The sequence below is a fragment of the Pseudomonas sp. LPB0260 genome (assembly GCF_013388395.1).
Genome location: NZ_CP058247.1, coordinates 6,196,375 through 6,207,860, shown reverse-complemented (window position 1 = coordinate 6,207,860; position 11,486 = coordinate 6,196,375). Strand labels below are relative to the sequence as shown.

Here is an 11,486-nt window from a genome sequence, read left to right as displayed (position 1 = left end):
TTAGCTCGCCTTAGGTACTCAGAGCACGTTGGGCTCGATCTCCAGCCTGACCGCGAAACGCCCGGCGATATCGGCCTGGATGCGCCGGGCCAGTTCCAGCAACTGCTGCCCGCTCGCCTGGCCGTAGTTGACCAGCACCAGCGCCTGCAGCCGATGGACCCCGGCATCACCCTCGCGAAAACCCTTCCAGCCGGCGCGCTCGATCAACCAGCCGGCCGCCAGCTTCACCGATCCATCGGCCTGTGGATAGGCCACCAGATCCGCATGCTGCACGCGCAAGCGCTGCGCGAGATCGGCGCTCACCAGAGGATTCTTAAAGAAACTGCCGGCGTTGCCCAGCACCGCCGGGTCCGGCAGTTTCTCGCTACGAATGGCGCAGATGGCCTGACTGACGTCCAGAGCGCTTGGCGCCTCGATGCCCTGCTCCCGCAGGCGCTGACGCACCGGCCCGTAGTCCAGGTGCAGGGGCGCCGAACGACTGAGGGCAAAGCGCACCCGCAGGATCACCCAGCGCCCGGCCTCGCGTTTGAACAGGCTGTCGCGGTAGGCGAAGGCGCAATCACCCAGGCCGAACTCGCGCAGCTCGCCGGTATGACGATCCAGCGCGGTCAGCCCGGCGAACACATCCTTCAACTCGACGCCATAAGCACCGATGTTCTGCATGGGCGCGGCGCCGACCGTGCCGGGGATCAGGCTGAGGTTCTCCAGGCCGACCAGGCCCCGTTGCAGCGTCCATTGCACGAAGGGGTGCCAGGGCTCCCCTGCCTCGGCCTCGACCAGCAGACGCTCGCCGTCATCCTCGAGCACGCGGATCCCGCGGCTGGCCATGCGCAGCACCAGCGCCTCGACATCGCCGGTCAGCAACAGGTTGCTGCCGCCACCCAGCAGCAACAGCGGCAGCTTCTGCTCGGCCGCATGGGCCAGGGCCTGGCGCACCTGCTCATCGCTGCTCGCTTCGGCAAACTGACGCGCCTGCGCCTGCACCGCGAAACTGTTGTAGGCCTTGAGCGAAACGTTGTGACGAACCTGCAAGCTCATAGGCGCCCCTGGATTTCAGCAAGCAAGGCGTCGCTGGCCTGCTCGATCAGATCGAGGACCTGCTCGAAGCCGTCCTCGCCGCCGTAGTAAGGGTCCGGCACCTCGTCCAATGCCAACTGATAACGGCGCAGGAACAGATCCAGCTCGGCCGCATTGGCGCTCGGGCGCAGGCGCTGCAGATGCTGCAGGTTGCTGCCGTCCATGGCCAGGATCAGGTCGAAACGCCTGAAGTCGTCGCCGGCGACCTGGCGAGCACGCAGGGCCGACAGGTCATAACCGCGGCGCAGCGCCGCCTGACGGGTGCGCAGGTCCGGCGCCTTGCCGACGTGCCAGTCGCCGGTCCCCGCGGAATCGACCTCGACACGGGCCTCGAGCCCCGCCTCGCGCAGCTTGTGGCGAAACACGCCTTCGGCGGTGGGTGAGCGGCAGATATTGCCGAGGCAGACGAACAGTACCCGCATCAGGCCTCCAGCAATCGGCGCACGCGCTCGAGATCTTCCGCGGTATCGACCCCGGCGGGCGGCGCCTGCAGGGCATCGGCGACATGGATGCGCACGCCGTGCCAGAGCGCGCGCAGCTGCTCCAGGCACTCGGTGTTCTCCAACCAGCAAGGCCCCCAGGCAACGAAGTCATGGAGGAACTGCGCGCGGTAGGCGTAGATGCCGATATGCCGGCGGTAGGGAACGTCGGACGGCAGCTGCTCACGGCTGACGGCAAAGGCATCGCGCGCCCAGGGCAGCGGCGCACGGCTGAAGGTCAGCGCCAGGCCGCTGTGATCGGTGGCCACCTTGACCACATTGGGGTTGAACAGCGCCGCCACCTCGTCGATCGGCTCAGCCAGCGTCGCGATGGCCGCCTGCGGGTTGGCCGCCAGGTTGGCGGCCACCTGGTCGATGATCGCCGGCGGAATCAGCGGTTCGTCGCCCTGCACGTTGACCACTATGGCGTCGGCCGTCAGACCCAACGCGCTGGCGACCTCGGCCAGGCGATCGGTCCCGGAGTTGTGCTCGGGACGAGTCAGCACCACCTCGGCACCGAAGCCACGACAGGCCTCGACGATGCGTGCATCGTCGGTGGCCACCACCACCTGCTGCGCACTGCTCTTGCACGCCTGCTCCCAGACATGCTGGATCATCGGCTTGCCGGCGATATCCTGCAGCGGCTTGCCCGGCAGGCGGCTGGAGGCGAAGCGCGCCGGGATCACCACGGTAAAGGCTGTGCTCATCTACTTGTCCAGGCGCTCGTCGACGTTGAGGGTGCGGGCTTCGCTTTCCAGCATCACCGGTATGCCGTCACGCACGGGAAAGGCCAGGCCGTCGGCCTTGCAGATCAACTCGCTCTTGTCAGCGGCGAGCTTCAGCGGCCCCTTGCACAGCGGGCAGGCCAAGATATCGAGAAGTTTCGGGTCCATGGGAGATCCTTGCTAGGGGGCTGCAGGAGCCGCCGGCGCGCCCAAGCGCCGCGAAGGACTAGGGTGAGCCTGGCAGCAAGCGGGCCAGTTGGGCATCGAACCAGGCGACAAAGGCCGCAGAGGGTTCGGCATCCACCGCCAGGTACCACCAATCGTCGGCGGCAAAGGCCCGGCATTTCACCGCATCCTTCTCCGTCATCAGCACAGGCAGGCGCGGGCTGAAATCCAGCAACTCGGCGCTGTACTGCGCATGGTCGGCGAAGGCATGCGGAATCGGCCGCCAGTGTAGCGCCTCGAGCGTGGCGAAGAAACGCTGCGGATTGCCGATGCCGGCCACGGCGTGCAGGCGCTGCCCGGGCGCAAAGTAGTCCAGCGGGCGACGCTCGCCACTGCGCACATTAACCAGCGTGCGCGGACGCAGGCAAAAGCCGTAGCCGCCCGCCGGGTCGTTGTCGCTACCGTTGTAGAGCAGTGCGTCGACACTGCGCAGACGCTCTGCCGGCTCGCGCAGAGGCCCGGCCGGCAGGCAGCGGCGATTGCCCAGGCCGCGGGCGGCATCGATCAGCACCAGCTCCAGGTCGCGAGCCAGGCGGTAGTGCTGCAGACCGTCGTCGCTGAGGATCAGGTCGAGCTCCTCCTGCTCGAGCAGCGCGCGCACCGCCCGTCCGCGATCCGGGTCGATCATCAACGGCACGTCGCTACGCTGGACGATCAGCAGGGGCTCGTCGCCGGCGACGCTGGCCGCCTGCTCGGCGCGCACGCGCCAGGGAAACCGTGGCGGGACCGCGCCATAGCCGCGACTGACCACGCCGACCCTGAGCCCGCGACTGCGACAGTGCTCGATCAGCCAGAGGATCAGCGGGGTCTTGCCGGTACCGCCGACGGTGATATTGCCCACCACCAGCACGGGCACCGGGGCGCGATAGATCTCGCCCTCGCCGGCGAGAAAGCGCGAGCGGCGACGCTGCACCACTTGGCGATACAGCGCCTCCAGCGGACGCAGCAGGCCGAGCGCCGGATGGCCGCCATACCAGGCGGCGACCAGCCGATCGGACCAGCCCATCAACAGCCATCCATCACGGCGCGGCCTGCGCCTCGACCGTGGTGATGCGCAAATGGGCGAAACCCAGCTTGCCGGCCGCATCCATTGCGGTAATCACCGCCTGATGCGGCGTCTTGGCATCGGCACTGATGGTCAGCGGCAGGCTGTTGTCGCCTTCCGACTCCTTCTGCAGCGCGGCGCTCAGTCCGGCCAGATCGCTCTTCAACAACTGGCGGCCATTGAGCGAGTAGCTGCCATCGGCGGCGATCAGCACTTCCAGTTGCTTGAGCTCGGTCTGCTCCGGCGGCGTGCCGCTGGCCGCCTCGGGCAGGTCGACCTTGAGCTGGGTCTCGCGGGTGAAGGTGGTGGTGACCACGAAGAACAGCAGCAGGATGAACACCACGTCGATCAACGAAGCCAGGTTGATCTCGACGTTTTCCCGCGGTTTGCGCCGGAACTTCACGCCTTGGCCTCGCTCAGGTCGACGTCGCGGTCTCCTTGCACCACTTCCACCAGCTTGATCGCTTCCTGCTCCATGCCGACCACCAGCTCATCGACGCGGCGCTGCAGGTAGCGATGGAAGAACAGCGCCGGGATCGCCACCATCAGGCCGGCGGCGGTGGTGATCAGCGCCTTGGCGATGCCTCCGGCCAGTACCGGCGCATTGGCCATGCCCGAGCCCATGAAGGAGCTGAAGATCTCGATCATGCCCAGCACCGTGCCGAGCAGGCCGAGCAGCGGCGCGATACCGGCGATGGTGCCGAGAGCATTGAGGTAGCGCTCCAGCTCGTGGATGACCCGCGCGGCGGCCTCCTCGATGCACTCCTTCATGATCTCGCGACCATGCTTGGAGTTGGCCAGGCCCGCCGCCAGGATCTGCCCCAGGGGCGAGTCGGCGCGCAGCTCCTTGAGTTTCTGGTTGTTGAGCTTCTTGTCCTTGATCCAGCGCCACACCTGACCGAGCAGATTGGGCGGGGTGATGCGACTGGGCCGCAGAGTCCACAGGCGTTCGGCAATGATGCCGGCCGCGGCAATTGAACAGAGAATGATTGGCAGCATCATCCAGCCGCCAGCTTTGACCAGTTCCCACACGGTGGCAGATCCCCCTCACAAAAGTGGCGCCACTCTAGCATAGGGTCGTACCCTCGCCGACCGCCGCCGTTCTCATTTTTCTCGCCAGAAGCGACGCTCGCCGCGAAGCCCGCGCGCCTCGCCGAAGGTGCCCAAATGCAGCTGCACGGCGCCCTGCTCGACCGTGTCATAGAGCCGAGCCGACAGCGCCCCATAGCGCGCGACCACGGCGGGATGGGGATGACCGAAGGCATTGTGCTGGCCTCGGGAAATCAGCACCGCCCGCGGTGCCACCGCACGCACAAATTCGGCAGAGGAGGAACTGCGGCTGCCATGGTGCGGCGCCAACAGCCAGTCAGCAGGCAGGTCCAGGCCACTGGCCAGCAGGGCTCGCTCCGCGCGGCTGTCGATATCGCCGGTCAACCACAAGCGCTCGCCCGCCGCCTCGACGAGGAGCACGCAGGAGGCCTGATTACTGTCGAGCGCCTGGTCCCAGCGCCACAAGGTGAAACGCACCTCGTCCCACTGCCAGCTATGGCCGGATTCGCAGGAGCTGGCCTGCAGGTCTGCCGGCAAGGCTTCGGCCTCACCGCTCCACACCTTCCCGACCGTCATTCCCCGTTTGATTGCCAGGGCGCCGCCGGCATGGTCATTGTCGGCATGGCTCAGCAGCATCAGGTCGAGCTTCCTTACGTCCAGGGCGCGCAGCGACGGCAGCACCACCCGCTCGCCCATATCGAACTCACCGAAGCGCGGTCCCGCGTCATAGAGCAAGGTGTGCTCGTGAGTACGTAGCAGCACCGCCAGCCCCTGGCCGACATCCAACAGCCAGACCTCGGCCTGCCCCGGTGCCGGCCGCGGCTGAGGAGCGAAGAACAGCGGTAGCAGCAGGAGCCAGCCAAACGCGCGCAATGGAATGCCAGCCGGCAACAGCAGCAGCAACGCCCCCAGTGCCAGCAGCGACCAGGACCAGATCGGCAGGTGGCTCGGCAGCCAGGCGGGCGCCCAGGCGGCGATCAGCACCAGCAGCCTGAACAGCAGCTCGAGCGCCCCACCGGCTAGCCACAACAGCACCTCGCCCAACCAGGGCACTGGCAGCAGCAGGCTGCCGAGCAGGGCCAGCGGCACCACCGCCATGCCGACCCAGGGCACCGCAATCAGATTGGCCAGCGGCGCGCTGGTGCTGACCGGTAGCCCCAGTGCCAGCAGCAAGGGCAGCAGGCCGATGGCCATTGCCCACTGCGCCCGCCCCAGCGTGCGCCACCAGGACCAGGCGCCCAGGCGGCCGCCGAAGATCAGGATGAGCAAGGCCACTGCGGCGAACGACAGCCAGAAGCCGGCCTGCAGGCTGGCCAGGGGTTCCACCAGCAACACCAGGGCGAGGGCGATCAGCAGCGGCAGCCAGGCGCCAAGCTGGCGAAACCGCCAGCGCCACAGCAGCACCAGGCCGACCATCACGCAGGCCCGACGCACCGGCACCTCGAACCCGGCCAGGATGCCGTAGCCCAGCGCGCCGGCAAAAGCCAGCAGGCAGGCCGCAGGCAACCACGGCCAGCGGCGCGGCCAGCAGCCCAAGCGCGCCAGGCCGGCGACCAGCCCGTAGAGCAAGCCGGCCATCAGGGCGATGTGCTGCCCGGAGATCACCATCAGGTGAATGGTTCCGGTCTCCTGCAACAGCCGCCAGTCGGCTGCCGACAGGCCCGAGTCGTCGCCGAGCACCAGCGCCGCCAGTCCCCCGGCGCGACCATGGGCGTCGCTGTCCAGCAGGCGCTGACGCAGGACGTCGCGCCAGGCGGAGGGGCCGTGCGCCGCAGTCAGCCGGTGCCCACTCTTCACCGTGCCGGTAGCGCCGATGCGCTGCGCCAGCAACCAGGCCTCGTAATCGAAGGACTGCGGATTGACCAGGCCGCGGGGCCGCTTGAGCCGCACCGCCAGGCGCCAGGTTTCACCGCCCTGGAGCTGCGGCCCGCCGTACCAGGCCAGGCGTATCAGCCTTGGCAGCTGGGCACGGCGAGAACTGGCCTGGCGCAGTTCAAAGCGCACCACGCCGTCGTTCACATCGGGCAGCCCGACCACCCGCCCCTGCAGCCATAGCGTGCGACCGTCCAGCTCGGGCGCCAGGCGGTCGTCCAGGGCCCACTGGGCCGAAGTGCAGGCCCAGGCGAAACCGAGCAGGAAACAGCCCACGGGATAGCTTCGAAACGGCAGGCACGAGAGCCCCACCAGTGCCAACAGAAACAGCAACCAGGCCGGAGGCAGAACCGGCATGAAGCGCAGCACGAGCAAACCTGCGACCAGCGCGAGCATCCCTAGGCGCATCGCCTTACACTCCTGAAGAGCCATCCATGGACTCAGGCCGACCACCGACTGCTACGTACTTGCTGTCACAAACTCAAAAAGCAGCCGGTTCCGAATCTGTGCATAATAACTGCGCTTTTCAGCCCGCCAGAGACCCCCAATGCCGCGTCGTTTCTTCAAGCGCTACATGCCCCACCCGGACCGCATCAAGGGCAGCAAGTCCCTGCGCTTTCTCGGCACGCTGATCCACGACCCCAATCTCTGGCACCTCAATCGTCACTCGGTCTCCCGGGCCATGGCCATCGGCCTGTTCTGGGCGATGATCCCCATGCCGCTGCAGATGATCGCCGCCGCCGTGGTGGCCATCCCGGCCCGCGCCAACCTGCCGATCTCGGTCGGCCTGGTGTGGCTGACCAACCCGATCACTATGCCGCCGGTGTTCTATTGCAGCTACAAGTTCGGCGCCTGGATGACCAACACCCCGACCCTGCATCTGCCCGACCAGGTCACCCTGCGCTGGATCGGCCAGGTGCTGCAGAGCCACTGGCAGCCGCTGTACCTCGGCTCCCTGGTGCTGGGCCTGCTGCTCGGCGTCGTCGGCTACCTGGCTACCAACACCTACTGGCACTGGTGGGTGAGACATAACTGGCGCAAGCGCCAAGAGCGGCGGCGCAAGGCCAAGAGCTCCAGCTGAAACGAAAAAGCCGTTACCCAGGTAACGGCTTTTTTCTGTGCGCAGCTTAGCTCACTCGTAGCGCAGCGCCTCGGCCGGCTGGATCTGCGCGGCGCGCCAGGAGGGGTAAAGCGTGGCAAGAAAGCTCAGGCCCAAGGCCGCGCTGCAGATCAGCACTACGTCGGAGACCAGCAATTCCGAGGGCAGGTTACTGATGAAATAGACATCGGAACTGAGCACCTGCTGACCGCTCATTCGCTCGATCCAGCTCACCAGCTGACTGACGTTCAGCGCCGCGAGAACGCCAAGCACCCCGCCGATCAGCGTACCGACCGTGCCGATCACCGTACCCTGCACCATGAAGATGCCCATGATCTGCCGCGGCGTTGCCCCGAGGGTGCGCAGGATGGCGATGTCGGCGCCCTTGTCGGCCACCACCATGATCAGGGTGGCGATGATGTTGAACGCGGCCACCGCGACGATCAGCAGCAACAGCAGGCCGATCATGGTCTTTTCCATTTTCATGGCGCTGAACAGGCTGCCCTGGGTCTGGGTCCAATCGCTGGCGCGATAGCCCGCGCCCAACTGCGCGGCGACCTCGGCGGAGACCCGCGGCGCCTGATACAGGTCCTTCAGTTTCAGCCGCACGCTCTGCACCTGACCCGGCTCGAAGCGCTGGATCTGCGCGGCATCGGCCACATTGATCAGCGCCAGGGAGCTGTCCAGCTCGGCGCCGACCTTGAAGATGCCGACCACGTTGATGCGCTGCATGCGCGGCACAATGCCGCCCGGCACCGAGCTGAGCTCGGGCACGATCAGGGCCAGACGGTCGCCGACCTTGAGCTGGAAGCGCCGCGCGGTGATCTCGCCGATCACCACGCCGAACTCACCGGGCCGCATATCGGCCAGGCTGCCCTGCACCATATGCTGGGGCAGGATGGAGACCCGCGACTCGAACTGCGGATCGATACCCTGCAGCTGAATCGGCTGCATCGCCCCGCGGTGCGACAGCATGCCCTCCAGCTCGGCGAAGGGCGCGGCCGCCACCACCTGTGGGTGCCGGCCGGCGGCGGCGGCGACCGTCTGCCAATCGTCCAGGGCCTGGGCGCCGGCGATGCTGGCATGGGGCACCATGCCGAGAATCCGCGAGCTCATTTCCTTCTGGAAGCCGTTCATCACCGACAGCACCACGATCATCGCCAGCACGCCCAGGGCCAGGCCGATCATCGAGGTCAGGGAGATGAAGGATATGAAGTGATTGCGCCGCTTGGCCCGGGTATAGCGACTGCCAATGAAGACACTCAGCGGGCGGAACATCAGGCAGCCACCAGCTTGCCGTCTTCCAGGCGCAGCACCCGGTCCATCTGCAGGGCCAGCTGCATGTCATGGGTCACCACCAGGAAGGCGGTCTGCGACGAGGCGCTCAGCTCCTTCATCAGCTCCTGGATGCCCTGGGCGGTGTGGTGATCGAGGTTGCCGGTCGGCTCGTCGAGCAGCACCAGGCCGGGCCGGTTGACCAGGGCCCGGGCGATCGCCACCCGCTGGCGCTCGCCGCCGGACAGTTCGGCCGGTTTGTGTGCCAGGCGATGGCCCAGGCCGACCCGCTCGAGCAGTGCGGTGGCCCGCTGGCGCGCCTCACTGATCGCGGTACGGCCGATCAGCAGCGGCATGCAGACATTCTCCAGGGCGGTGAACTCGGGCAACAGGTGATGGAACTGGTAGACGAAGCCCAGGGCGCGGTTGCGCAGCAGGCCGCGCTCCTTCTCGTTGAGCGCCGACAGCTCTTCACCGGCCAGCCAGACGCTGCCCGTGCTCGGCGTGTCGAGGCCCCCGAGCATGTTCAGCAGGGTACTCTTGCCCGAGCCCGAACTGCCGACGATCGCCACCCGCTCGCCCGGATGCAGCTCAAGGGCCAGGCCATCGAGCACCACCACCGACTGCGGGCCCTCCTCATAGCTCTTGCCCAGATTGCGGCAGCTCAGCACGGCCTGATCTTGCATGACGCGGTCACCCATCAGTTGATTATTCATAACGCAGCGCCTCCGCCGGCTGGGTGCGCGCCGCGCGCCAGGCCGGATACAGGGTCGCGAGAAAACTCAGCACCAGCGCCGCGCCGCACACCAGCAGCACATCCGCCCACATCAGCTGCGACGGCAGGTAGTCGATGAAGTACACGTCGGCGCTGAGGAACTTGATTCCCAGCAGGCCCTCCAGGGCCGCGACGCCGGCGCTGACATTGAGCGCGGCCCAGATTCCCAGCAGCGCGCCGATGGCCGTGCCGAACACGCCGATCACCGTGCCCTGGACCATGAAGATCGCCATGATCTGCCCCGGCGTGGAGCCCAGGGTACGCAGGATGGCGATGTCGCCTTTCTTGTCGGTTACCACCATGACCAGGGTCGAGATGATATTGAAGGCGGCCACCGCGACGATCAGCAGCAGCAGCAGGCCGATGATCGCCTTCTCCATGCGGATCGCCTGGTACAGGTTGCCGTGGGTGCGCGTCCAGTCGCGGGCATAGTAGTCGCCCTTGCCCAGCGTCTGAGCCAGCTCCCAGGCGGTACGCGGCGCCTGGAACAGGTCGGCGAACTTGAGGCGCACGCCCTGCACTTGGCCGGCTGGCCAGCGCTGCAGGCGCCCCAGGTCCTGGACGTGGGCCAGGGCCAGGTGGCCGTCGATCTCGCCGGCGCCGACATGGAAGATGCCGACAACGGTGAAGCGCTTGAGCCGGGGAAACATCCCGGCCGGGGTTACCGTCACTTCGGGCGCGACGAAGGTCACCTTGTCGCCGAGCGTCACGCCCAGCTTGGCCGCCGCCTTGTCACCGATGACCATGCCGAACTCGCCCGCAGCCAGGTCCTCCAGGCGCCCCTGACGGAAGAAGTCGCCGATGATCGAGACCTTGCCCTCCTCCTGCGGATCGACCGCATTGATCAGCACCTTCTGCACCTTGCCGTCATTGCTCAGCAGGCCCTGCATCTGGCTGAAGGGCGCCGCGGCCAGCACTTGCGGATGCTTCATCGCGCCGTCGGCGAGTTCGCGCCAGTCGGGCAGCGGCGTCGGGCTCTCGATCGTGGCGTGCGGCACCATGCCGAGCACGCGGGTGCGCATCTCATGGTCGAAACCATTCATCACCGACAGCACCAGGATCATCACCAGCACGCCGAGTGCCAGGCCGATCATCGAGGTCAGGGATATGAAGGAAACGAAATGGCTGCGACGTTTGGCGCGCGTGTAGCGCGTACCGATGAATACGAACAGGGGTCTGAACATGTCGGAGGCTGATTCGGGGGGAAAGAGAAACGTCCTTGTGGCGGGTCTTGGCGAGCAGCTTTACACTCAGACCACTACTGCTGCCATGGGTTCGCCATGCCGTCTCAAGATGAAAAAGATCGCCGCGAATACTATCGTATCGACGACACGATCGCACTGGATTTCACCCTGCTGTCCGGCGCCGAGGCCCAGGCGAGCGACGCACTGCACGACAGTTCGCCGCTGTTCAACCTGCTCAGCGACCTGCACCTGATGGATTTCGAGTCGCAGCACCTGCTGCGCCATATCAGCGAGCGCGACCGTACCCTGGCCAACTACCTCAAGGTGATCAACAAGCGCATCGACCTGCTCGGCCAGGCCGTGGCCCAGACCCTGCTGCGCGATATCGGCGCGCCCAAGCAAGTCTGCCTGTCCGAGGGCGGCGTCAGCTTCAATCACGGCAAACCGGTGGCCTGCGACAGCCACCTGGCGATCAAGATGGTGCTGATGCCCCAGGCCCTCGGCCTGCTGCTGCGCGCCAGGGTCATCCACTGCCGTGAGCGGGAGGACGGCCAGTTCGACATCGGCACCGAGTTCGAAGCGTTGACCGACGCACAGCGCCAGTTGCTCGCCCGGCATATCCTGCAGAAGCAGGCCTGGGAACGCCGCCAGGCCCGCGAACAGTCATGACCAAAAAGTTG

General features: G+C 66.7%; 13 protein-coding genes. 2 read left to right on the top strand and 11 right to left on the bottom strand.

Translation table 11 applies throughout. The annotated features are described in order from the left end of the window. Positions 1–18: 18 nt before the first annotated feature. From murB to LPB260_RS27970, 8 genes are all read right to left on the bottom strand, one after another. A complete protein-coding gene (gene murB, locus LPB260_RS28005; protein ID WP_208709292.1) occupies positions 19–1,038 on the bottom strand; it encodes a UDP-N-acetylmuramate dehydrogenase in 1,020 nt (339 codons plus the stop codon). Next, positions 1,035–1,499 carry a low molecular weight protein-tyrosine-phosphatase gene (locus LPB260_RS28000; protein ID WP_208709290.1) on the bottom strand — a complete coding sequence of 155 codons (465 nt, stop codon included), beginning with the start codon at positions 1,497–1,499 and terminating at the stop codon, positions 1,035–1,037. Before LPB260_RS28000 ends, murB begins: the two co-directional genes overlap by 4 nt. Continuing rightward, positions 1,499–2,263 (bottom strand): 3-deoxy-manno-octulosonate cytidylyltransferase, encoded by a 765-nt coding sequence (gene kdsB, locus LPB260_RS27995; RefSeq protein WP_208709288.1) that lies wholly within the window; start codon positions 2,261–2,263, stop codon positions 1,499–1,501. Before kdsB ends, LPB260_RS28000 begins: the two co-directional genes overlap by 1 nt. Then, a complete protein-coding gene (locus tag LPB260_RS27990; protein ID WP_079201660.1) occupies positions 2,264–2,449 on the bottom strand; it encodes a Trm112 family protein in 186 nt (61 codons plus the stop codon). Positions 2,450–2,507: 58 nt separating this feature from the next. Further along, positions 2,508–3,512, bottom strand: a complete 1,005-nt coding sequence (gene lpxK / locus LPB260_RS27985) for a tetraacyldisaccharide 4'-kinase (RefSeq protein WP_208709286.1) — start codon at positions 3,510–3,512, stop codon at positions 2,508–2,510. A gap of 13 nt (positions 3,513–3,525) precedes the next feature. Beyond that, positions 3,526–3,954, bottom strand: a complete 429-nt coding sequence (locus tag LPB260_RS27980; protein WP_208709284.1) for a biopolymer transporter ExbD — start codon at positions 3,952–3,954, stop codon at positions 3,526–3,528. Beyond that, a complete protein-coding gene (locus LPB260_RS27975) occupies positions 3,951–4,583 on the bottom strand; it encodes a MotA/TolQ/ExbB proton channel family protein (protein ID WP_208709282.1) in 633 nt (210 codons plus the stop codon). Before LPB260_RS27975 ends, LPB260_RS27980 begins: the two co-directional genes overlap by 4 nt. Positions 4,584–4,655: 72 nt before the next feature. Beyond that, positions 4,656–6,881 (bottom strand): DNA internalization-related competence protein ComEC/Rec2, encoded by a 2,226-nt coding sequence (locus LPB260_RS27970; protein ID WP_256625623.1) that lies wholly within the window; start codon positions 6,879–6,881, stop codon positions 4,656–4,658. Between the two features lie 139 nt (positions 6,882–7,020). On the opposite strand from LPB260_RS27970, the gene LPB260_RS27965 reads away from it, so the two are divergent. Then, the gene (locus tag LPB260_RS27965) at positions 7,021–7,554 is read left to right on the top strand and encodes a DUF2062 domain-containing protein (protein ID WP_208709280.1); all 534 of its coding nucleotides are present in this window, start codon (positions 7,021–7,023) and stop codon (positions 7,552–7,554) included. 51 nt (positions 7,555–7,605) lie between these two features. Here the strand turns inward: LPB260_RS27965 and LPB260_RS27960 are convergent, their stop codons facing one another. From LPB260_RS27960 to LPB260_RS27950, 3 genes are read right to left on the bottom strand one after another with little or no spacing between them, the layout of a single operon-like run. Further along, positions 7,606–8,850 (bottom strand): lipoprotein-releasing ABC transporter permease subunit, encoded by a 1,245-nt coding sequence (locus LPB260_RS27960; RefSeq protein ID WP_208709279.1) that lies wholly within the window; start codon positions 8,848–8,850, stop codon positions 7,606–7,608. Beyond that, on the bottom strand, positions 8,850–9,533 hold the full coding sequence (gene lolD / locus LPB260_RS27955) for a lipoprotein-releasing ABC transporter ATP-binding protein LolD (protein WP_208710202.1): 684 nt from the start codon (positions 9,531–9,533) through the stop codon (positions 8,850–8,852). Before lolD ends, LPB260_RS27960 begins: the two co-directional genes overlap by 1 nt. Positions 9,534–9,555: 22 nt before the next feature. Continuing rightward, on the bottom strand, positions 9,556–10,806 hold the full coding sequence (locus LPB260_RS27950; RefSeq protein ID WP_208709277.1) for a lipoprotein-releasing ABC transporter permease subunit: 1,251 nt from the start codon (positions 10,804–10,806) through the stop codon (positions 9,556–9,558). Between the two features lie 96 nt (positions 10,807–10,902). Between LPB260_RS27950 and LPB260_RS27945 the strand changes: the two genes are divergently transcribed. Then, positions 10,903–11,475, top strand: coding sequence for a PilZ domain-containing protein (locus LPB260_RS27945; protein WP_208709275.1), 573 nt, complete (start codon positions 10,903–10,905; stop codon positions 11,473–11,475). Positions 11,476–11,486 lie beyond the last annotated feature (11 nt).

Bases quoted from the DNA above. Each gene is read 5' to 3' on its own strand.
- LPB260_RS27950 (WP_208709277.1), bottom strand. From the start codon at position 10,806: ATGTTCAGACCCCTGTTCGTATTCATCGGTACGCGCTACACGCGCGCC.
- LPB260_RS27965 (WP_208709280.1), top strand. From the start codon at position 7,021: ATGCCGCGTCGTTTCTTCAAGCGCTACATGCCCCACCCGGACCGCATC.
- LPB260_RS27970 (WP_256625623.1), bottom strand. From the start codon at position 6,881: ATGCGCCTAGGGATGCTCGCGCTGGTCGCAGGTTTGCTCGTGCTGCGC.
- lpxK (WP_208709286.1), bottom strand. From the start codon at position 3,512: ATGGGCTGGTCCGATCGGCTGGTCGCCGCCTGGTATGGCGGCCATCCG.
- LPB260_RS27960 (WP_208709279.1), bottom strand. From the start codon at position 8,850: ATGTTCCGCCCGCTGAGTGTCTTCATTGGCAGTCGCTATACCCGGGCC.
- LPB260_RS27990 (WP_079201660.1), bottom strand. From the start codon at position 2,449: ATGGACCCGAAACTTCTCGATATCTTGGCCTGCCCGCTGTGCAAGGGG.
- kdsB (WP_208709288.1), bottom strand. From the start codon at position 2,263: ATGAGCACAGCCTTTACCGTGGTGATCCCGGCGCGCTTCGCCTCCAGC.
- LPB260_RS28000 (WP_208709290.1), bottom strand. From the start codon at position 1,499: ATGCGGGTACTGTTCGTCTGCCTCGGCAATATCTGCCGCTCACCCACC.
- lolD (WP_208710202.1), bottom strand. From the start codon at position 9,533: ATGCAAGATCAGGCCGTGCTGAGCTGCCGCAATCTGGGCAAGAGCTAT.
- LPB260_RS27945 (WP_208709275.1), top strand. From the start codon at position 10,903: ATGCCGTCTCAAGATGAAAAAGATCGCCGCGAATACTATCGTATCGAC.
- murB (WP_208709292.1), bottom strand. From the start codon at position 1,038: ATGAGCTTGCAGGTTCGTCACAACGTTTCGCTCAAGGCCTACAACAGT.